This is a genomic window from Parabacteroides sp. An277, from assembly GCF_002159645.1.
Lineage (GTDB): Bacteria > Bacteroidota > Bacteroidia > Bacteroidales > Tannerellaceae > Parabacteroides.
This window is the reverse complement of sequence record NZ_NFJB01000019.1, coordinates 31,099-52,786: the sequence shown is the minus strand read 5'-3', so window position 1 is coordinate 52,786 and position 21,688 is coordinate 31,099. Positions and strand designations below refer to the sequence as shown.

Here is a 21,688-nt window from a genome sequence, read left to right as displayed (position 1 = left end):
TTATTCACCTTGTTTAATCGCACATTTTTGAAGCGTTTGCCAACATTGATAAAGTCCACGTGGGACATGGAAACAACCTTTCCACTTGCCCCCTTTCAACGGAAGAAGTACTTCTCCCTGCCGATTGAGATAACCATACCATTCCGGATAAACAGGATCTTTAAAGTGACTCCAGGCGTAATCCTGCACTTTTTCAAACCATGCCCAGCATTCTGGTCTACCGGTGAGAAGATAGCCCTTCGCCATGCAGATCATCGTCTCGATATGTACCCACCAAAGCTTTTGATCCCACTCGAGTTGTTGGGTCGGATACCCTAACCGATCCATAAAATAGAAGATACCTCCGAATGTGTCATCCCACCCAACATTTACCATTTTCAATGCAATATCGACAGCTTGATCTATCAAATCTTGTCGACCAAGGCGGACACCTAAATCCATAATAAACCACATCGCCTCAATCGAATGTCCCGGATTAAGTTGGCGTCCCTCGAAAGAATCGGATAGCTGGTTATCATTTGTCACATTCTCAACGACCAAACCCAACTCCGGACGATAGAATACATCCATAACTTCATGGATACAATGTTCGATGGTGTGTTTCAAGACATCCTCTTCTAAAAGATGTTCTATCTCCAACGAAAGATTACAAAGAATCATCGGCAGGGCAAAATTTTTCAAATCGCGAGTACCCGGCACGAGTTTATTCCACACACCCTTCGGATTATCTTTCTTCTCAAGGATGCGAGCGTATGTCTTTTGCGCAATCTCTTCGTATTCTTTACTTCCAGTCGCCAAAGCTAATTGTCCAAATGCCATAGCGGCAAATGTATACGAGAAAATATTATAAGGCGCTACAAGCGGACGCCCTTCTCGTGTCAACGAAAAGTACCAATTATAATCACCATCATGCCCGAATCGTTTCAGAAACTCACCTCCCTGAATCGCACAATCCAGCCACTCTTGCCGCTTTTCTACCTTATTATATAAATAGGAAAAGAACCATACTTCACGTCCTTGCAACCAAACAAATTTGTCGGTATCAAACACCGAACCATCACGAAGCAAACAAGTAAAGTATCCTCCATATTCTTTATCTTGTGAATGGTTCAACCAAAACGGGACTACATTATCAAGTAACTCCGTTTTATATTTTTCGGCCAATGTCTTAAAATCCATATTTTATCCTCCTTTTGTATTTAAATCATATCCAACAAACGACTCCGTGAAAGCAAACATGCTCCTATCAATCCACCACGTTCACCCAATTGGGAAACCACCAAACGCGTATCATGATTTACCAAATTCAAGGAATACTTGCGAATGGCACTCTGAATAGGCAAACGCAAATATTCATGCGTTTCCGAAAGAGGACCTCCCAAAATGACCATCTCCGGATTCAAGATGTTAATCAAACCGGCTATCCAACGTCCTAACACAAAACCAATATGCTCTACTATCTCAATGGATAACACATCTTCTTTTTGCACAGCCTCCACGAAATCGTTCAACAAAAACTCGCCATGCTCTTCCAGTTTCTCGCTCATAATAGTCGTGCATCCTTGCGCAATCCGTTCGCGAAGCATCCGCTCGATGGCATAACCAGAGGCTTCCGTCTCCAAGCATCCTTTCTTGCCACAATTGCAAATAATCTCATTATCAAGCGCACAAATATGACCGATCTCTCCCGAGAAACCCGATTTCCCATAATAGGGTTTACCATCGATAATAATACCTGCCCCTAATCCCCAATTGATGTTGATAAACAACACATCTTTTTCCTTCTTCACGCATCCCGACATGAACTCGCCATACATCATCGCGCGCGAATCGTTTTCTATACTAACCGGAATTCCTATCCGCTCTTCCAATACTTTCGTCAGAGGCTTCTCGCTAAAATTGAAATAGGAATACGAAAAACCTGTCTTCGGATTGACTCTTCCGCCAATATTCATCCCCACTTGCAATATCCGGCGTGGATCGATTTCCAAACGGCTAATGTAATTTTTCAAGATTTGAATCAATTGCTCCAAAGCCTCTGGCGTATCTGCTAACTCGTATGGGTAAGGTTCATCATTCGATACAATATGGCCATTAAAATCAATAGTCGCCAACAATATCTTTTTATGCTGCACATCCATCCCCACGAAATACCCTGATTTCGGATTCAAACCATAAATATTCGGTTTTCTTCCTCCGCTCGTATTCTGCTTACCTAAGTCTTTCACATACCCCTCACGAATCAATTCCCCTACCAACTTCGTGACCGTTGGGATACTCAATTCCAGCTCTTTAGCCATGTCGGCAATAGAAGCACTGCCCGACTTAATCAGGCGTTGCATCAAACGTTTTTTAAAAGTAGCGTTCTTTCCGCTACCATCTTGAAATGGAAATCTCGTAGCCATCTTCTTTTCTTGTTTTTATGCTGACAATACCTATAAACACCCCGCCTTTTCTGGGGCAGCCATTTTGAAGAACATTTGATAAGGACATACACATAACCAACATTTATCCAAATAGCTTCACAAAGTTAATACTATTTTTTAGGAATATTCCCTCGTACAAGAAAAAGGTTTTGCAAAATATTGCAAAGAAAATAACAACGAGAATCGTTTTCGTTTATAACGAGAATCGTCCGCGTTTATGCCTATATTCGAAAAAGATTCAAAGGTATTTCGGGCGAACAGAAAAAGAGGCTACCCGAGCGTGGATAGCCTCTTTTGCATTGAAGTGTTTCTTTGATGTATTGAGAATCTGGAATGGATTTTAAAACATCACCTTGTCGAGTTCGGAAGCCTTCACCCGAAAGATATGTCCATTCCGAGAAAATATCAGCTCGCCGTCTTCTTTCTTTTTCTGTGTTACTAACCGTTGGAAAGCGACATGCGCACCCTTCACAATATTTTCTTCAAATTCTCTTAGTTCTTGCTCACTCATGACTTTCAAGTTTTTTATAAATAGTCTGATTGAATATTTCTTTTCTCTCATCCTTGAAGCCTTTGGCAATCACCTCCATCGGCGACATGGAATTGTCTGTAATCATCCAGTAGTCACAAATCGGAAGATATAGTTCGAACAAATTGTGGATGCCAGCTTCATATCGCCTACGAATGGTCTTCTCGGGGATATTATGCCCTCCTGCCGCCACACGTTGTTTGACACGCTCGATTGCCAATTCTGGCGTATTCAGCCAAAAATAAAGCAACGTCACGTAATAACCTTCCCTTTGAGCCTCTTTGATCAGATTTGCAACTGATCGCGTGGCCAGTGTCGTCTCCATTGCGAACGTTTCGCGCGCTGCGATTAGTTCTTTAATGCGTTTATACATAATACGGCTTGCTTCCACGGCTACGGCTATGCTATCGCTATTAAAAGGAGATAAGCCTTTTGCTATCTCATCGGAATTAACGAACTCCTTACATTTTAGCATTTCCGGCAGTATCGTAAAAGACGCAGTCGTCTTTCCAGCTCCATTACAACCCGCTATGATGTACAAATATGGCACTTACTTCTGTATTTTTACGGTGCAAATATAGGGAATAGTTTTTTATCTACGCAAGAAAAACGACACAAAAATCGCATTTGTGTGCAAAAAATGTACGTTTTAACACAGGGTTTGTTGTCTAAACCCCTATTTTCGTCCAAAACTACACAAAAAGAAGGTCGCTCATGATGCCATCCGATACGAAGATGCCTTCACGCGATAGTACAAGCGTATCACCCGAACGAAGAATAAGTTTCCCTTGCGCGAGGTATTTTTGAGCCATCCGCAAGCAATAAGCGGTACGCTCTTCACCAAAAAAAGAGGTTATTTCAGGCAAACGAACGCCCCATTTCGTACGAAGGCGGGTAACGATATAATCATTGTAGCGCGTGTTCATGTCGAGAGGCTCTTGCTCAATGGCCAATTTATCCGCACGGATACCCTCCTCCCAAGCCGAAAGAGAGGAGGCATTCCATTCTCTTTCTACACCATTATAAGAATGGGCAGCCGGTCCTAACCCTAAATAGTGGCCACCTTGCCAATAAGCACTATTATGACGAGCATAATGCCCTTGGCGGGCAAAGTTGGAAATCTCATAATGTTCATATCCCTCCGTAGTAAGCGTATCGATAAGGGTACGAAAAAGAAGAAGGCTTGTCTCCTCGCTTACTGGCATAACGCGTCCAGCTTCCATCAGACGGTAAAGAGGAGTACCTTCTTCGTAAATCAAATGATAGGCAGAGAGGTGAGGAATATCCAAACGAATTGCCTCCGCCAGATTGTTTTCCCATTTCTCAACCGTTTGTCCGGGGAGGCCATATATCAAATCTATATTTATATTATATAGGTAGGATTCTTGGCAACGCCTGACTGCTTGGATAGCTTGTGTACGCGTATGCCGCCGATTCAGAAATAATAAATCTTCCTCGTCGAAGCTTTGTACTCCCATACTTAACCGGTTGATGCCCAACGAACACAATGCATGAATATATTCCTTATTTATATCATCCGGATTAGCTTCGAGAGTAATTTCCATATTGTCAGCTAATCGAAAATGCCGATGAATGGCATCAAATATAACAGACAACTCAGAAGGCGAAAGCAAGGAAGGGGTGCCACCTCCGATATAAATCGTCTCTAATACTTCCTCTTTTAGATACACCTTACGAAGTTCCATTTCGCGTACTAACGCACGCACGTATGCCCCTTTGATGGTAATGTCCGTATTCGAATAAAAATCACAATACAAACATCTTTTCTTACAAAAAGGAACATGGATATAAAGACCTGCCATCGTATTTTCCCTTCTTATTTAGATACATAAAAAAACATGGATCCCGTGAACATCACGTTATCCATGTCCATTTTAAAAGATATAATATGAAAAAACGTTTACACTACATACAACGAGCTAATCGACTCGCCACTACATACACGTCGGATAGCCTCAGCAAACATATCCGCTATAGAAAGGATTTTTACCTTCTCGCATTTCTTTGCATAAGGAATCGAATCGGTAAATATCATCTCGGAAAGGGCAGATTGGTCAACTCGCGTAGAGGCAGGGTCGGACATCACCGCATGGCTGGCAATAGCCCGTACGGATTTTGCTCCGTTTTCCATCATCAAGTTGGCTGCCTTCGTAATGGTACCTGCCGTATCTACCATATCATCTACCAATAAAACATCCAAACCTTTTACATCTCCGATGATACGCATCTCGGCTACTTCGTTCGCGCGCAAACGGGATTTATGGCAAATTACCATCGGCACGCCCAAGTATTTCGAATAGCTGCTTGCACGTTTTGTACCTCCCACATCCGGTGTGGCAATACATAAATTATCCAATGGCAATTCATTCTTGATATATTCCAAGAAAACGCTCGACGCATACAAATGGTCGACCGGCACATTGAAGAACCCCTGTATTTGATCGGCATGCAAATCCATTGTAATCAATCGGTTAATACCTGCTGCACTCAGCATATCCGCTATCAACTTTGCTCCAATCGCTACGCGTGGTTTATCTTTTCTATCCTGACGTGCCCACCCGAAGTAAGGGATAACGGCAATAATCGAATGTGCAGAAGCTCGTTTGGCCGCATCTATCATCAGGAGGAGTTCCATTAAATTGTCCGCATTCGGAAACGTAGACTGTACTAAGAAGACATCACGTCCGCGGATGGATTCTTCGTATGACACGGAGAACTCCCCGTCCGCAAAGTGTTGAATATTCATTTGCCCCAGAGGACAACCCAAACTATTGCAGATTTTCTCTGCCAGATAACGGGAGTTTGTACCCGAAAACACCAAGAATGGAGTATGCGCGCTCATTACACTCATTTATTCTGTCTTTTTAAAACTGTTGTCTATATATTTTCTTGCTGCAAAATTACAAAAACATTACGAACTGCGCACTACAAATCGTACACAAACTTCAAGATTTGCCCCGAACAAGGTGGAAGCGTTACTTTGAAAGGCCATACGGTCGTGAGCGTCGAGATGGTTTCATCTCCCGTCAAAAGATTGATTTGGCGGGCAGGGGCATTATCTTTTATGCCGATTTTTGCCATAGCCTCTTGCGGGACGTGCACCCACACCTTCTGCTCCGAATGGCTGAAGTTCACGACAATTATAACTATATCCTTTCCCAAATACCGTAGAAAAGCATACTGATTACGGCTATTAAAAAAACGATTCTTCTCGTTGGCATACATCAAATCGTAGAAGCCTCCGCGGGCAATAGCGGGTTCATCGCGGGCGATGGTGAGTATCCGGATATACATTTCGCGTAAAGAGCGTTGTGCTGGAGTAAGTTTAGCTCCATCAAACGAACCGCCGTTACGCCAATTACGGATACTTTCCACACTCCAATAATCGAAGATGGTTGTTCGCCCGTCTCGTCCACTAAATCCTTCTTCATCCATGCCACGTTCACCCAGCTCTTGACCGCTATAAATCATGACAGGGTTCGTATTCATCCAGGCAGCTACCATCATCGGGGCAATGCCTACACGTCCGTCTTTTGCATAGAAATCAGAAGCCAAGCGTTGTTCGTCATGGTTTTCCAAGAAGTTGAGCATCTGCCCTTGAATACCTTCAACAGATTTCCAGCAGCCCGATATACGATCGGCCGGTGCTTGGCCACAAGTAACAGCTCGAAGCGTATCATACAATCCTACCTTATCATACAAATAATCAAAATGCCCTTGCGCAAGATAAGCTCGGTAGGCATTCGGGTTGTATATTTCCGCAATAAACAGTATTTTCGGATATTGCTCTTTCACGCGAGGTATAGCCCACTCCCAGAATTCGACCGGTACCATTTCCGCCATATCGCAACGGAATCCTTCAATACCCTTTCTTGCCCAGAAGAGCAGAATATCGAGCATCTTAAACCACGTATTGGGTATGGGTGAAAAATAACACCGATGTCCATTCAAATAATCCACACCGTAATTGAGTTTTACCGTCTCATACCAATCGTTTTTGCCTGGGTAAGCATCAAAATGATCATTGCCCGTAGCTTTAGCGGGAAACTCGGCATATTCGATATACTCCATATCGCCATCGCTCTCTTCGGCGGTGAAGGGGAGCGTAAGGGGTTGTCCGGGTATATAATAAAAGTTATTGTTCGGATCGAACGCTTTCGAGGTATTGTCGTGTTCTCCTAAATCGGATATATAATTATAATGTGCGTCGGATTTGTATTCACGAGCTACATGGTTAGGTACGAAATCAAGAATCACTCCTAACCCGGCTTGATGCGTACGCTCGACGAGTGCTTCGAACTCGGCCATGCGGTTGGGTACTTGGTCGGCCAAATCAGGATCCACATCATAATAATCCTTGATAGCATAGGGCGAACCAGCTTTACCTTTCACCACGGCTGCATGGTCTTTTTGTATTTGATAGGCCGTATAATCTGTTTGCGTAGCATGTTCAATCACGCCTGTATACCACACGTGCGTCACGCCTAATTCCTTTATCTTATGTAAAGCTAAGGAGGTAAAGGCGGAGAATTTTCCCACACCATTTTCCATGATGCTTCCATTCTTCACCAACGAAGCATTTCCATTCCCAAACCAACGCGGAAAGACTTGGTAGATAATCATCTTGTCTTGCTTGCTTTTTTCCATATCGTTTTCTTTTTGTTGCATCAATCACCTAAGAACCCCCAAATATGAAACTTTTTTTTTACAGCACAAAACTTTTCGCCGCTTTTTTTGCGTTTTTGCGTATCCGAAATTTAACTCACCGGATTATTTCCTTACCTTTGCCTTCAAAAATAATTTTAAACAAGACAGAAATATGAAAAGGAACTTCATTTGGACGGGCGGTTTACTGACCTCTATCTTCCTCGCTTCGTGCGCAGGCGGGCAAAAAACAAAAGAAAAACCGCTCAACATTATCCACATCATGACAGACGACCATTCGTATCAAACCCTAAGCGCCTATGGACATGCCTTAGGTAAACTCGCCCCCACGCCTAACCTCGACCGGCTAGCGGCCGAAGGAATGCTTTTCCGGCAGGCGTTTGTCGAAAATTCACTCTCAACACCCAGCCGTGCTTGCCTCATGACAGGTCTTTACAGCCACCAAAACGGGCAACGTCAATTAGGTGCTGGTATCGATACCACCAAGACGTTCTTCTCCGAACTCCTTCGCGCGGAGGGGTATCAGACTGCCGTCGTGGGCAAATGGCATATGCAATGCGAACCGAAGGGTTTCGATTATTACCAAGTGCTTTGGGATCAGGGCGAATACTACAACCCCGAGTTCAAAAGTCCGGAAACAAACGGACAGTACGTGAAGCGTAAAGGCTATGCCACGAAGCTCACCACGGATTATGCTATCGACTTCCTCGAACATCGCAACCCGGAGAAACCCTTCTGCCTCCTCGTCCACCACAAAGCGCCACACCGTAATTGGATGCCCGAAGAGAAATACCTCCACCTGTACGACGACGTAGAGTTCCCTTATCCGGATACTTTCGACGATGACTACGCTACCCGATGCGAACCTGCCCATACGCAGGAAATGCGCATCGCTGACCACATGACGCTCGTCTACGACCTCAAGCTCAACGACCTGCGCAACCAGTCCCCCTACAAAGACGAATGGAGTGCGAACGGACTCCAAGCTTCCCTCGACCGCATGGACTCCGCCCAGCGCACCGCCTGGGAAACCGCCTACGCTGCACGCCTCGAGGACTTTAAGAAGCAAAACCTCTCGGGCGAAGCGCTCACACGCTGGAAATATCAACAATATATCAAAGACTACCTGCGTTGTATTAAAACCATCGACGACGAAGTGGGTCGACTCCTCGATTACCTCGAAGCGCACGATTTGATGGACAACACCGTCATCGTCTACACTTCCGACCAGGGCTTCTACATGGGCGAGCATGGCTGGTTCGACAAACGCTTCATGTATGAAGAGAGTTTCCGTACGCCGCTCATCATCCGCTATCCGGGCGGAAAGCAGGGTGTCGAAAACTGGGATTTGGTGCAAAACATCGATTATGCCCCAACTTACCTCGACATTGCCGGCATCCAGAAACCCAACGAAATGAGCGGTTCTTCGCTCGTACCGCTCCTCTGCGGCACAACGCCTCCCGATTGGCGTCAGTATCTTTACTACCATTATTATGATTACCCCGCTATCCATATGGTGCGCCGCCACGATGGCGTACGCGACGCGCAATACAAGCTCATCCATTTCTATGGCGAGAAAGACGATACACGCAATGCCGTGAATTGCAACGAACTATACGACCTAAAAGCTGATCCAGGCGAACTTCACAACCTCTATGGAAACCCCGACTACCAAGAGGTGCAAGACCGTCTGCAACAACAGCTCGACCGCTTCCGCTCAGATTTAAAAGTGGACGAATTCTGATACAAATATACACATTCCCGCTCAGTTTCCCAAATCTGGGCGGGGTTAATATGTAAAATTCCGTTAAATATTCCTCTTATTTCATCTTTCTTTCAGGGCAGCTCAAATCCTTAATACCCTTTAAACCAACCATTAAGCCGTATACACTCTTTCTCTCCCGAATGACAATGAACAATGAAAATAAGAAAAATGCCTTCCGTACCGAGCGGGGCAGTAGAGAAGTAAAATAATATATAATATAATATAATATATATATATTAATAATATAATATTATATATATACTATTATATCTACTATATGAATAAATCTCTCTCCCCGCCGCGCACCGGAAGCGAAATTTTTAATTTCATTGTTCATTGTCATTGTGGCGTTCTTTTTCCGTTCTTTTCTCTTGAAAGAAAAGAACCAAAAGTTCAAGGCTTACACTCCAGCAGCTACAAATGGAGGCATTCCGCTGAAATCTCGGAAAACTCGCGCTTTGCGCTCAAACACCGAGATTTCTTTACGCTCCATGCCCCCATTTGCTTTACGCCGCTTCCGTTAGGCCGGTCTTAATAGGCAAATTCATCCTGGAGAATGGACGATTTTCCCTTTGTTCGTAGGAAGGGAGGGGAAGGAAAAGAGCACCGGCCTCTGTCTGGTGAGCGTAAAGCGAGCGAGCGGAACGAAGCGGCCGAGAGCGTTGCTGTTTGAGCGAAGCGAGTTGGCAACGCGAACAGCGGAGTGTAGGGAGAGAGTAGCGAAGCAGACGCAGCCTTGATTTTTTGGTTCTTTTTCATCAAGGAAAAAGAACAGACAAATTTAACAAAATTTCACTCCTTAACCTCCCCTAAAATTCAGTAGATAGAAAAACATTTTGTATCTTTACATCATAGAGTTACGCCTGCATCCGCGCGCAAACGCAGGCGTCAATCCTTTCGTTTATAGCGATAAACGTAAATAAAACATAGTGAAATACCCATAAAAAAAGAAGGGAGCGGCATTGGCTGCCACTCACCTTCACCTCATGAACGCATATAAAAAATCATCCTTGCTGATGTTCGCGGCGAAGGAGGTCGTTCACCGTCTTCACCGGGTTGAAAGTTTCGATAGGTACTTCGACGAACACCGTCACCCAGTCGCTCATGGCGCCATTCCATAACCCCGGAAGTTCCAAGGCTTTGAGTTCACGCCCGTCTTTGCTCTTCGACGAGATAAACCCCGTATTCTTGTCGACATACTTCGGGAGGTCGAACTTCTCGCCCTTGTAATTCTTGACCGCGCAAACGAGGTCGACGGGGTTGAAGTGCGTACCCTGCTCAAAAAGCGCCTTCTTTTGCGGGTTGTTCATGTCGATTTGCGAACTTTCCAGGATTTGCGGTGAGATAGACCCATCCGGATTGACCGCGAGGAACGGACCACCGCCCGGTTCGCCCACATTCTTCACCATGCCACAGACGCGGATAGGGCGGTTGAGCTTGTTCTTGATATAAAGAATCAAATCGGCATCCTCCAGCTGCTTGATGTCCGGCTTACGGATGCAAAGCTCGTCTTGGAGGAAATGAATCATCTCTTCGACCTGCGCTTTCGTGTATTTGCCCGTATCGATGAGGTTCAGATAGTTGAAAATCCGTTTTTGCAAGGAGACAAGCACGCCGGCAATGAGCTTTTTGTAGATAATGGTAGCGGATTTGAAGCTATCAGGCACGACGTTGTCGATGTTCTTGATGAAGATAACGTCGGCATCCACATCGTTGAGGTTCTCGATGAGTGCCCCATGCCCACCCGGACGGAAGAGGAGGTTGCCGTTCTTATCGCGGAACGGGGTATTGTCCGGATTTGCCGCAATCGTGTCGGTACTAGGCTTTTGGATGCTAAAGGAGATGTCATACTTCACAGAGAATTTATCCTCGTATGCACCCTTCTTTTCCTCCACTAGCTGTTCGAACAAAGCTTGATGCTCAGGCGAGACGGTGAAATGGATATTCACTTCGCCCGCGTTGTTCTTCGCATACATCGCTCCTTCTGCCAGATGCTCTTCCATCGCCGTGCGGAAAGTGTCGGGATAGGTATGGAAAAGCAACAACCCTTTGGGAAGCGAACCATAGTTCAACCCCTCTTTTTCGAGTAATGTAGCCACCACACGCTTATATTCGCCCAAGGCCATCAGCGCGGCAATGTCTTTTCCCGTATTCTCCATACACTGACGGTCCAACGCCTTGTAGAAAGCGAACTTACGGATGTCGTTGAAGAACTTTTTCTCAAAATCAGTAGTCGGCACATCATAATCGGCCGATAAGAACGCGTACAGATTCTTGAACATACGGCTGGCTGCACCTGAAGCAGGTACGAATTTGAGAATCCGTTTGTTTTTCGTGAGGTAAGCATCCCATTCTTCCATATAGGCAGCTTGCGCATCGGCGGGAATCACCTGGATACCCTTCTCGACAGAAGCAGAAGCTACAATTTCCAAAAATGGGAAGCCCTTCTCGAAACAAGCCAACTGTTCGTTAATCTTTTCTTCCGAAATACCCTTTGCGGATAATAACTCTAAGTCTTTCGCGTTTAACATAGTACTTTATTTTATTGTTTGTATATGCCGCAAATGTATAAAAAATACTCCTAATAATCGCACGGATAATTCAAAATAAATCGATACTTTTACGCCCGATTCGTGAAAATGAGTCCATTTAGCAGATAATTTAATAGAAATAGCTTATGGAGACACAAGTATTTTTTACACCCGAAGAGAAGAAAGAATTCTTCACGAAGTACAGGGCTTTGTTACGAAGCCTCTATTCTTGTTTGGAAAAAGAGGATATTTCGAAAATGAAATCCCTCATGAAACAAATCGTAGCCAAAGAGTGCTATGGAAGAGATAAAAATGGCATCAATGGATTGTTGCGCAATATCGATACTGCCCTTATCGCCTCGGTCGAGATTGGGTTGAAGCGTACCTCCGTATTGGCGCTTTTATTATATCGCCCGGTTTACAAGCAAGTCATTACCCCAGAGCAGGTGCAGGCGTTGTTTGGCGAAGAGGTGGTGGTGATGATTCAACGCCTCTTGCGCACGTCGGATTTATATGCCCGCAATACGGCTATCAATTCGGAGAATTTCCACCATCTCTTGTTCTCGTTTGCCGAGGATGTACGCGTTATCTTGCTTATGATAGCCGATAGACTTTGCCTCATGCGATTGGGCAAGCGATTGTCTGAAGACGACCGCGTACGGCTGGCCACCGAGGCAGCTTACCTCTATGCCCCCCTTGCCCACCGGTTGGGATTATATGGCATCAAAAGCGAAATGGAAGATCTCTCGCTCAAATACCTCGACCGAAAGCAATTCGATTTCATCAAGCAAAAACTGAACGAGACGAAGCGCTCACGCGATGCCTACATTGCCCGCTTTATCGCTCCCATCAAAGAGAAGCTCGAGCAAGCGGGATTCAAGTTCGAAATCAAAGGGCGTACGAAATCTATCCATTCTATCAATAATAAACTGAAAAAACAAAAGGTCGATTTTGAGCATATCTACGACCTTTTCGCTATCCGCATCGTACTTGACACGCCGTTGGAGAAAGAACGTTCAGATTGCTGGCAAGTTTATTCCATCGTGACAGACATGTACCAACCCAATCCCAACCGCTTGAAAGATTGGATTTCCATCCCAAAATCGAACGGATACGAGAGTTTGCACATTACCGTTATGGGACCTGATAATAAATGGGTGGAAGTTCAAATACGTACCAAACGTATGGACGAAATTGCCGAGAAAGGATTGGCTGCCCATTGGCGGTACAAAGGCATCAAGGCAGAAAAAGGATTGGATGAATTTATGAATACTGTCCGGGCTGCCTTGGAAAACAAAGAGGCTAGTCCGCTCGACCTCATGAAGGATTTCCGCATGGATCTTTACAAAGATGAAATCTACGTCTTTACCCCGACAGGCGAACTCATCAAACTGGCCAAGGGAGCAACCGTGCTCGACTTCGCTTTTGCAATCCATTCTCAGCTGGGATGCAAGTGTATATCTGCTAAAGTAAACGGAAAGAATGCCCCCATCAAGCAAGAGTTGCACAACGGAGATTCGGTTTCTATCATCACCTCACCTCAACAAACTCCTAAGCGTGACTGGCTTAACTTTGTTGTCACCTCTAAAGCGCGTGTGCGCATCAAACAAGCACTTCGGGAAGAGGCAGCTGCGAGGGTAGATTTCGCGAAGGAGATGCTCCAGCGGCGTTTCAAGAATCGGAAAATCGAACTGGAAGAGGCACCCCTCATGCGCTATATCAAAAAGAAAGGCTATAAGACGGTGACGGATTTCTACCTCGATATCGCCCAGGAAAAGCTGGATCCGAACGATGTCATCGATGCTTATCTCGAAAGCGTACACAAAGAAAATGAACCCGGTGAGGCACCTGTACGAAGTGCTGAATCGTATATTAAAACTACAGAAGCTGAGGAGATTGCATCAAATAAGGATGTACTTGTCATCGACCAAAACCTCACCGGCATCGAATATAAGCTCGCCAAATGTTGCAACCCGATTTATGGCGACGAGGTGTTCGGCTTCGTCTCCACGCAAGGCATCAAAATCCACCGCATGGATTGCCCCAACGCGCAGGAAATGTTCAGCCGCTTCGGGTACCGCATCATCCGCGCTAAATGGAGCGGGAAGGGAGATAATGGCTACACCGTCACCCTTCGCGTGGTGGGTAGAGACGATATCGCCATCGTAACCAACATCACTTCGGTCATCGGAAAGGAGGAGGGCATCTCACTTCGCTCACTGAATATCAACTCAGTAGATGGTTTATTCCAAGGGAATTTTACGGTTTCGGTGAAAGATACCGCTTCCCTCAACCAATTGATAAAAAAAATCAACACTGTAAAAGGAGTCAAGCAGGTAGAACGGCTGAACACCTAAAATATAGTTCGTTAAATTTCTCTCCATCGGTAGGCACTTTTTTTCACAAAGGTGCCTGCCGCCGCTGAGAACATCTCCTTCGCGAAATCTACCCTTGCAGCCGTCTCTTCCCGAAGTGCTTGTTTGATACGCACACGCGCTTTAGAGGTGACAACAAAGTTAAGCCAATCACGCTTAGGAATTTGTTTATAATGAGTTAGCAGATATTACATTTCTCTTTCGCACCTTTTTTAGGGAGGCAAGGATTTTTTGTGCATAAAAAAAGAAGCATTATCCGATGGATAACTGCTTCTTTATCAGAGCCGAAACCGGGACTCGAACCCGGGACCTACGCATTACGAATGCGTTGCTCTACCAACTGAGCCATTTCGGCAATTATTATTGCAATTATCTAATAATCAAAGATTAGCATTGAAGCTAAAATGCTTTTTAATATATCTATAATCTTTTGGTTTAAGTACTGGTTTAAACAAATGCTTGATTAATACTATTATTAACTATCTCAAAATCAACACAAATATACTTAGATTCTCCCCAATAAACAAACTTTTTCTTATTGGTTTAAATCTTATATGTTATATTATCTACGGGAAGGGGACTTAATTATAAGAACAAGTATCTTATTTGCTTGAAAATCTTTCTCTTGGTCGTTTCTGATTCAGTAGTTCTTTATAAGAACAATCCTCATCTAATATATAAGTAGAATATTCAGCACTTGAATAGCCGTATTCATCAAACTCATTCTTTAATTCTATCAAATGCAGCTTTTGCAAATGATAAGTAGAATTGTCATAAGCGGTTTTAACTTGACCAACTAATAAAGAAGATACCTTATCTCTCTTATCCATTAACTCGTACCAAGAAGTTTCTTCTTGCTTAACTATTTCAGTTCGTTGTTCCAGACTATAAAAATCATCTGTAAACACTGTTGTATCTTGAACATAAGCAATTGTAGTTCCATACTCTTCTTCAAAAAGAGTTTTCTTCAATGGTAGAAATTCTTCTTTTATAGAGTAATCTGAATTAGTCAAAACCCAATAGAAATCAAGTATGGAAGTCTTCATTCTTTGATAAAAAGAAGACTTGAAATTAGAAAATATAAAATCCCTTGTATCTCTTGAACCTATATCAGAAGTGAATACATCCAACGTCTTTACTTGGTTATTATACAGATTCTTCCATGCAATCATTTCTTCTTTAAAAGCATTTTGCAATTCATTATCTTCCAATACAGAACTGAGTTCCTTCAAATAGTAATTGAATAGATAGTCCTCCCATATAGACTGCATATCAGCATAATAATAAACATCTTGAAAATCATCTATTTGTTCTGTATCTATAATGAATGAATTGACAATACTATCCCTCTGATGGTATTCCTCCATCGTATTTTCTTTTTCAACTATTCCCTTCTTTTTATAATATTTATTCACCCAAGAACCGATAATAAGATGAAGAGTATCTGGATTTGTAATCAATCTTTGTAGCCCAAAAACAGCATTAGCCATTTTATATTCGTCTGGATGCTCCATTGAGAATGTATCTGCCTTTATATAAGTCTCAGAGGATAATTCTTGAAATAGAAGGTCGTAATCATCTGTTATCTCAATCTGCTTTTCATATCCAGATTGTTTACTCTTCTGATTATTACAAGCAATCAGACACAATCCTAATAATAGAATAAAATACCTCATTTTTCAATCTCCTATTCTTCCAACAACTTCTCCATATATGGATTCTTCCGTAACTCTTGCAAACACGAATCTGTGCGCAAAGTATCGGCATTAGTCAAATAAAGATTTGCCAATTCCATCAATTCATATCCATAAAGTTCACTTGCTTTTCCTTCTGGCTCTTCTTGCTCAATTCGTTCACAGACTTTCTTTTGTAATTCAATTGCTTTATCATAATTATTCAATCCGTCAGCATAACAGTTCATTAATACTTTTGCAAGAAGTATATAATCTGGATGATGATAACCTCCAAATGTCTCTAATCCAATAATATGCGCAAGCGTAAGTTCATACAACTCTATCATCTTTTCAGCATACAATCTTTCACTTACTGGACGATAATACTTTTCATATAAAGATAGAATCATATAATGCAAACCTTTTTCATGCTCTATCGTATTGGATGGATGAGCATAAATGTTTACTTTTTCCTTATCAAACAAATCCAATAGTTGCTTAGGCTCATTCTCTTGAGCATAAGTAATACATTGTTTAATAATAGAATCCACATGCAGCACATTTCGATAATAATCATCTTCCCCATTTGTATCTCCAAGAGCTTCTGAAACCATTTGTAAAGTTTGATTTGCATTCTGCATCACAATAGAATCTATCTCCAAATAAGGAGATAAAACCATTATCAAAGAATCTTGCTCTCCTTTGGTAAGTGAACCATTCTCTATTTTAATCTCTGGTTGTATATTACTGGTTGTTTGGTTATTACAGCTAAATAGGCATAATCCCAAGAAAATCAATAAATACTTCATCTTCTATCTCGATTTTTAAACTTCAAGTAATCCTAATCTCTAAAACTTCGTAGAGAGTACCTTTTTCTAACGGGGGCTATAAAACTATTATTATTCAAAAAAGGTACTCACTTTAAACAAACTAACTATATCATTCATTATAAAATACATTATCTATCTTCCAAGAAAGAGATTCATAACTTTCTCCCATAGAGAATAATCTATATATCTCTTCCTTAGTAGTTTATAAAACTCATCCTTAGATATATCCTTTACTGTTCGTAAATCACTGAATCCATCTTTAGTTAATGTGCTTAATATAAAGCTATTATTCGTTTCTTTCTTTAATACCATATAAGAAATACGATGCTTCTCAAAATCAAGTAAAACTGCTCCATATTTGGCATCTCCTATCTCTTTGGCTTCTGGGAAAGTATATAATATCATTTCTTTAGAAGAAGATGGAAATACCACTTCATACTTCAACTCATTCCAATCAAAATCAAATTCAGTTATTCCTTCATCTGCCAACATTTTCTTCCATACTTCAAAGTCTCCAAATAGAAACTTATCCATTTCTCCCCTAAAGGATTGTATTAGAAATGGAATAAACTTATAAGCTAATTCTTGTTTTGTCATCATTAACTTGCTGTTATTTATAGCCATTAATTTGTCTTTCAATTTATCCACTCCCTTTGTCGCGACCTCTTTTATATGGATGAACTTATCTGGAATTTTATCTGACAAATCCATAGGGTCAATTATATAACAAGGTATCTCCGAATGAGCATAATTAATCAATATAGCTGCTGGATTCACTTCCAAAGATGTTCCAATCACAACAAATATATCTGCTTCTCTCACATAGTCAATAGCCACTTCCATTGCAGGTACGCTCTCTCCAAACCATACTATAAAAGGTCTCAATTGTGAACCATCCTCCGCTTTATCTCCCATTTTAATTGGCTTATCCAATGGATATTCTTTGATATAATGTGGATTCAATTTATCATTGGAAGAGGTTACTTTTGTCAATTCTCCATGTAAATGAATCACATGGGTACTGCCTGCCCTCTCATGCAAATTATCCACATTCTGCGTAAGAATCGTAACATCATACCATTTTTCTAATTCAGCCAATACCTTATGAGCATGGTTGGGCTCAACCTCCAGTAGTTGCTTTCTCCTGTAATTATAGAAATCCAATACCAATTCAGGATTCTCTTTCCACCCACCCACACTTGCCAATTTCAATGGATTATATTTCTTCCACAATCCATCCTTATCTCGAAATGTGGATAATCCACTTTCTGCACTGATTCCAGCACCTGTAAATATTACTAATTTTTGTTTAGCCATTATCGTAATAATAAGTAGATATTCAACAATATGGAAGCCAACATTATCAAGGGCAGTATCACACAGAACAACCATACATTGATTTCATTATAAGTCATGCCCAACTTCTTGGCCAACCATTGCAGAAAATGGACACAAAGCATGAATATAGTGTCTATTTTATTAAGGTGCTTTTCCCTTGTTTCTTTTTCCATTTTATTCCTTTCCTGTTATTAAAATTTCAAGTGGTAAGATTTTCAGAAAAATCACTCATATAGCCCTCTCAAAAAAAATCTTACCACTCCAATTTTTGAAATAAATTAGTTAGTACACCCTTATTCTTCTTTAGGGAAAAATACTCCAGTGATAAAATCTTCACCGATAGAGTTATCTTTCTTATATAACCAATCTGTAGCAATATCTTCTTTCAATTCTTCTTCTTTATTCCTAATTCGATTGGCTATTATTTCTATTACTGTTTCAAGATTGTGTTCACAGCATAATAATTCTGATAACTTTTTTGTAACCAATCTATTTTTCTCTGCATAATTACAAATTACCAATTCCGCAATACATCTATCTATTTCATATTCTGCCTCCAATACATCAATCATATAGTTGGCTCTCAACTGTAAAGACCTTGTACTCTCTCCATCATATTCTCGTGGCCCACAGAAACAATCCACATAAGTTCCATCTCTGTAATAATAAGACGTACATTCATAACCTTCCAATAAAGGTACTTCTTCATACGGATTAATCTTCTTTTTCATACTATCATTCCTTTTAATTGATTCACTATCCCATTAATCACATTACCAGCCATCATCCCGCCAGAAGGATAACCCTTCTTTGGATTGGAGATAATAACCAGACAAGTATATACGGAATTATCCAAAGTAAAATAAGCACAGCAAGAGACTTCATTTTCTGCATTTCCTGTTTTCCCTGCTATTGGAACATCTTCCATATAGATATTCTTTCCAGTTCCTTCTGTTATTACTTTAGATAACATACTCCGAATATCTTCCATTACTTTAGAAGAGCATAATGAAGAATCTTTATGAGCTATTCGATTATAGAAGTTAGCTATTTCTAAAGGAGATAGTTCTAATGTTGTGAATCCCATTTTATAGAAATTAGCCTCCAATGTTTGCTCATTTTTCTCCATTAGTTTAATGAATCCAATTTTAGAATCAAAAGCCAATACTTGTTCTGTGGTTAATACTCCATAGCCTCCTCTATCTGCATTATGGTCTCTTATTTCTTTTCCATCTTTTATATAGATTCCATTCCCAACATCCACCGTATCAGTGAGTGAAATAGAATCCAAAATACACATGAAAGGAATTGTCGTAAGCAACGTACCTGTATTTTTGGGCTGATGAAAGACTTCTTCATTACCCTCTTTATATATACTATCTTCCTTTATTAGATTTACTTTGGCTGCTATCTCATTATCCTTTAATAGAATCAGTAAGCCAGCATCCGCCTCCGTTTCTTGCAATTCCTTTAATAGAGATTCTCTATAAAAGTTTGGCTGATTACAACTTGTAAAGAGAATGAATAGAAGAATGAGTATATTTATCTGTTTCATAATTGATTGATTTTTATTGTTCTATTTTCTTTTAAACAACTTCAATAATTCACCTCCTATCTTCCTCTCCAATCCATGTTTAGTAGTAGGAATACCAGTTTCTCGTGCAATCTTTTGCTTTATCTTAGTAATGCCTAATGCACGCTTCCATGAAAATGTCACACCTGGTATTTTAAATTTTGTCATATTTCTATCAGTTTGTTGTGTAAATAATTAGGTAGTAATTTTCTGAATCTATCAGTAGAATCTTTAGGAATGAGAATTTCTCTCAATCCAAAGAAAAAAGCTTCTGGTCCAATACTTATTTCTGAATTTAATATTTTAATAGTTTTCAATGATTTACAATTCCAAAAAGCTCTACCTCCAATACAAGTAACTGAATCTGGAATTACAATATTCTTTAATGAACTACATCCGAAGAAAGCTTCATCTCCAATGTTTGTTACTGATTCTGAAATAGTAATACTTTCTAAAGATTTGCACTCATAAAAAGTAAATGCTTCAATCCGTGTTACAGCATTTGAAATTGTAACATTTCTTAATGATTTACATCCCTTGAATACGCCTTCTTCAATAATTCTCACCGAATTTGGAATCACAACAGTTGTTATTGATTCACAATCGGAAAAAGCTTCTTCTTGAATGCGTATTACAGAATTAGGAATTTCAATCTCTGTTAATGATTTACATCCACAGAAAGCCCAATTCCCTATATCCATTACTGAACTTGGAATTTTGATATTTATCAATGATTTACATCCATGAAAAGAAAAGCCTTCAATACTTGTCATTGTTTCTGGAAGAATTACGTTTACTAATGATGCGCAACAGTCAAAAACAGCACATCCAAAGTTTGTAACTGAATCTGGAATTACAATATTCTTTAATGAACTACATCCATAAAATGCCGAATTTCCAATATTTATTACAGTATTGGGAATTGTAACATCCTCTAATCTTCCACAACACCAGAAAGCTTCATCCCCAATACTTGTTACAGTGTTTGAATTTATGACACTTGTTAAAAATGAACATTCTCGAAAAGCTGAATTTCCAATGCTTATAACAGAATCGGGAATTGTAATATTTTTCAATTGTTCACAACCAAAGAAGGCCTTATCTTCAATACTTGTAACTGAATCTGATATTGTTACGTTTCTTAATGATTTACAACCATAGAAAACACCCTCTCCAATAATTTTTATCTGACTTGGAATAATAATATTTGTTAATGATTCACAACGACAAAAGGCATACTCCCCAATACTTCTTACAGAGTTTGGAATTGTGATATTTGCTAAAGAATAACAAGAACGAAATGCTAAATCTCCAATACATATAACAGAATTAGGAATTGTAATACTTGATAAAAAATAACATTCATCAAAAGCTTTATTGCAAATAACAACTGTTCCATTTTCTATTTCGTAAGTCTTCAAAGAAGTATCACCTCTAAGTAACTTTTTCCTGCTTATGTTATATATAACTTTAGAGTTGTCTATCCACCATTTATTGTCTTTTTCTGTTATTTTGGTAGATGTGGAATCTATAATCTCCAATTTTAACCCAGAAACAAAACTTTCTATCACCTGTTTTCCAAAATCCACAGCATAGAAATTAGCTTCTGAAAACTGGTTAATAATCTGATTGTAATAGGCTTCACGTTCATCTAATGGTTTCTTAGATAAATCATAAATACGCTTTGATAGGGAATCATCCAAGATAGCACGACGATAAACACGTTTCATCCGTTCATCTCCCTGATAAAGGTCTGCTATCAAGTTACTCAGTTTTCTTTGATTATTATACAGGTCTATACCATAAAGAGATACCAGATATTGCAGGAACTCTCCCATATCCGTATAACCTTTTGCTGTATCTGCATTCAATACTGGTGCTCCACAGAAGGGACAATTAGTTAAAGAAATTGATATGCTTTTTGGTGGAATCCATTCCCCACCACATTTTTCACATTTCATA

General features: G+C 40.8%; 16 protein-coding genes, 1 tRNA gene and 1 pseudogene. 2 read left to right on the top strand and 16 right to left on the bottom strand.

The features are described from left to right. The 7 genes from B5F77_RS09235 to B5F77_RS09210 form a co-directional block, all read right to left on the bottom strand. Positions 1-1,179, bottom strand: coding sequence for an AGE family epimerase/isomerase (locus tag B5F77_RS09235; RefSeq protein ID WP_087330064.1), 1,179 nt, complete (start codon positions 1,177-1,179; stop codon positions 1-3). Between the two features lie 20 nt (positions 1,180-1,199). Beyond that, positions 1,200-2,405, bottom strand: a complete 1,206-nt coding sequence (locus tag B5F77_RS09230) for an ROK family transcriptional regulator (protein WP_087330062.1) — start codon at positions 2,403-2,405, stop codon at positions 1,200-1,202. 361 nt (positions 2,406-2,766) lie between these two features. Beyond that, entirely contained in the window at positions 2,767-2,937 is a 171-nt protein-coding gene (locus B5F77_RS15855; RefSeq protein WP_204244959.1) for a hypothetical protein, read from the bottom strand. Next, entirely contained in the window at positions 2,930-3,505 is a 576-nt protein-coding gene (locus tag B5F77_RS09225) for a zeta toxin family protein (protein WP_087330060.1), read from the bottom strand. The genes B5F77_RS15855 and B5F77_RS09225 overlap by 8 nt, the downstream gene beginning before the upstream one ends. A gap of 142 nt (positions 3,506-3,647) precedes the next feature. After that, entirely contained in the window at positions 3,648-4,778 is a 1,131-nt protein-coding gene (gene hemW, locus B5F77_RS09220) for a radical SAM family heme chaperone HemW (RefSeq protein WP_087330058.1), read from the bottom strand. 98 nt (positions 4,779-4,876) lie between these two features. Beyond that, positions 4,877-5,818, bottom strand: coding sequence for a ribose-phosphate pyrophosphokinase (locus B5F77_RS09215; protein ID WP_087330055.1), 942 nt, complete (start codon positions 5,816-5,818; stop codon positions 4,877-4,879). A gap of 83 nt (positions 5,819-5,901) precedes the next feature. Continuing rightward, on the bottom strand, positions 5,902-7,623 hold the full coding sequence (locus tag B5F77_RS09210; protein WP_239446060.1) for an alpha-amylase family glycosyl hydrolase: 1,722 nt from the start codon (positions 7,621-7,623) through the stop codon (positions 5,902-5,904). 172 nt (positions 7,624-7,795) lie between these two features. Here B5F77_RS09210 and B5F77_RS09205 point away from each other — a divergent pair, with 172 nt between their 5' ends. Beyond that, complete coding sequence (locus tag B5F77_RS09205; protein WP_087330051.1) at positions 7,796-9,385, top strand: sulfatase; 1,590 nt, start codon at positions 7,796-7,798, stop codon at positions 9,383-9,385. A gap of 1,025 nt (positions 9,386-10,410) precedes the next feature. On the opposite strand, the gene B5F77_RS09195 is transcribed toward B5F77_RS09205, so the two are convergent. After that, complete coding sequence (locus tag B5F77_RS09195; protein WP_087330047.1) at positions 10,411-11,937, bottom strand: DUF4301 family protein; 1,527 nt, start codon at positions 11,935-11,937, stop codon at positions 10,411-10,413. Positions 11,938-12,083: 146 nt separating this feature from the next. On the opposite strand from B5F77_RS09195, the gene B5F77_RS09190 reads away from it, so the two are divergent. Next, positions 12,084-14,294, top strand: coding sequence for a RelA/SpoT family protein (locus B5F77_RS09190; protein WP_087330045.1), 2,211 nt, complete (start codon positions 12,084-12,086; stop codon positions 14,292-14,294). Positions 14,295-14,594: 300 nt separating this feature from the next. On the opposite strand, the gene B5F77_RS09185 is transcribed toward B5F77_RS09190, so the two are convergent. From B5F77_RS09185 to B5F77_RS09155, 8 genes and pseudogenes are all read right to left on the bottom strand, one after another. Continuing rightward, positions 14,595-14,667: transfer RNA gene (locus tag B5F77_RS09185), tRNA-Thr, on the bottom strand. 247 nt (positions 14,668-14,914) lie between these two features. Next, a complete protein-coding gene (locus B5F77_RS09180; RefSeq protein WP_087330043.1) occupies positions 14,915-15,988 on the bottom strand; it encodes a hypothetical protein in 1,074 nt (357 codons plus the stop codon). 11 nt (positions 15,989-15,999) lie between these two features. Further along, complete coding sequence (locus tag B5F77_RS09175) at positions 16,000-16,794, bottom strand: hypothetical protein (protein WP_140392860.1); 795 nt, start codon at positions 16,792-16,794, stop codon at positions 16,000-16,002. A 630-nt stretch (positions 16,795-17,424) separates the two neighbouring features. After that, positions 17,425-18,132, bottom strand: a pseudogene (locus B5F77_RS15985) (Sir2 family NAD-dependent protein deacetylase); the annotation flags it as partial. Between the two features lie 314 nt (positions 18,133-18,446). Continuing rightward, complete coding sequence (locus B5F77_RS09165; protein ID WP_087330037.1) at positions 18,447-18,884, bottom strand: hypothetical protein; 438 nt, start codon at positions 18,882-18,884, stop codon at positions 18,447-18,449. After that, positions 18,881-19,708 carry a penicillin-binding transpeptidase domain-containing protein gene (locus tag B5F77_RS09160; RefSeq protein WP_087330035.1) on the bottom strand — a complete coding sequence of 276 codons (828 nt, stop codon included), beginning with the start codon at positions 19,706-19,708 and terminating at the stop codon, positions 18,881-18,883. The genes B5F77_RS09165 and B5F77_RS09160 overlap by 4 nt, the downstream gene beginning before the upstream one ends. A gap of 21 nt (positions 19,709-19,729) precedes the next feature. Beyond that, positions 19,730-19,894: a hypothetical protein gene (locus tag B5F77_RS15850; RefSeq protein WP_204244958.1), complete on the bottom strand. Its 165-nt coding sequence runs from the start codon at positions 19,892-19,894 to the stop codon at positions 19,730-19,732. Then, positions 19,891-21,687 carry a leucine-rich repeat domain-containing protein gene (locus tag B5F77_RS09155; protein WP_087330033.1) on the bottom strand — a complete coding sequence of 599 codons (1,797 nt, stop codon included), beginning with the start codon at positions 21,685-21,687 and terminating at the stop codon, positions 19,891-19,893. Before B5F77_RS09155 ends, B5F77_RS15850 begins: the two co-directional genes overlap by 4 nt. Position 21,688 lies beyond the last annotated feature (1 nt).

What these genes read in the sequence shown, in the direction of transcription:
- B5F77_RS09235 (WP_087330064.1), bottom strand. Translation starts at nt 1,179, where the DNA reads ATGGATTTTAAGACATTGGCCGAAAAATATAAAACGGAGTTACTTGAT.
- B5F77_RS09230 (WP_087330062.1), bottom strand. Translation starts at nt 2,405, where the DNA reads ATGGCTACGAGATTTCCATTTCAAGATGGTAGCGGAAAGAACGCTACT.
- B5F77_RS15855 (WP_204244959.1), bottom strand. Translation starts at nt 2,937, where the DNA reads ATGAGTGAGCAAGAACTAAGAGAATTTGAAGAAAATATTGTGAAGGGT.
- hemW (WP_087330058.1), bottom strand. Translation starts at nt 4,778, where the DNA reads ATGGCAGGTCTTTATATCCATGTTCCTTTTTGTAAGAAAAGATGTTTG.
- B5F77_RS09215 (WP_087330055.1), bottom strand. Translation starts at nt 5,818, where the DNA reads ATGAGCGCGCATACTCCATTCTTGGTGTTTTCGGGTACAAACTCCCGT.
- B5F77_RS09210 (WP_239446060.1), bottom strand. Translation starts at nt 7,623, where the DNA reads ATGGAAAAAAGCAAGCAAGACAAGATGATTATCTACCAAGTCTTTCCG.
- B5F77_RS09205 (WP_087330051.1), top strand. Translation starts at nt 7,796, where the DNA reads ATGAAAAGGAACTTCATTTGGACGGGCGGTTTACTGACCTCTATCTTC.
- B5F77_RS09195 (WP_087330047.1), bottom strand. Translation starts at nt 11,937, where the DNA reads ATGTTAAACGCGAAAGACTTAGAGTTATTATCCGCAAAGGGTATTTCG.
- B5F77_RS09190 (WP_087330045.1), top strand. Translation starts at nt 12,084, where the DNA reads ATGGAGACACAAGTATTTTTTACACCCGAAGAGAAGAAAGAATTCTTC.
- B5F77_RS09180 (WP_087330043.1), bottom strand. Translation starts at nt 15,988, where the DNA reads ATGAGGTATTTTATTCTATTATTAGGATTGTGTCTGATTGCTTGTAAT.
- B5F77_RS09175 (WP_140392860.1), bottom strand. Translation starts at nt 16,794, where the DNA reads ATGAAGTATTTATTGATTTTCTTGGGATTATGCCTATTTAGCTGTAAT.
- B5F77_RS09165 (WP_087330037.1), bottom strand. Translation starts at nt 18,884, where the DNA reads ATGAAAAAGAAGATTAATCCGTATGAAGAAGTACCTTTATTGGAAGGT.
- B5F77_RS09160 (WP_087330035.1), bottom strand. Translation starts at nt 19,708, where the DNA reads ATGAAACAGATAAATATACTCATTCTTCTATTCATTCTCTTTACAAGT.
- B5F77_RS15850 (WP_204244958.1), bottom strand. Translation starts at nt 19,894, where the DNA reads ATGACAAAATTTAAAATACCAGGTGTGACATTTTCATGGAAGCGTGCA.
- B5F77_RS09155 (WP_087330033.1), bottom strand. Translation starts at nt 21,687, where the DNA reads ATGAAATGTGAAAAATGTGGTGGGGAATGGATTCCACCAAAAAGCATA.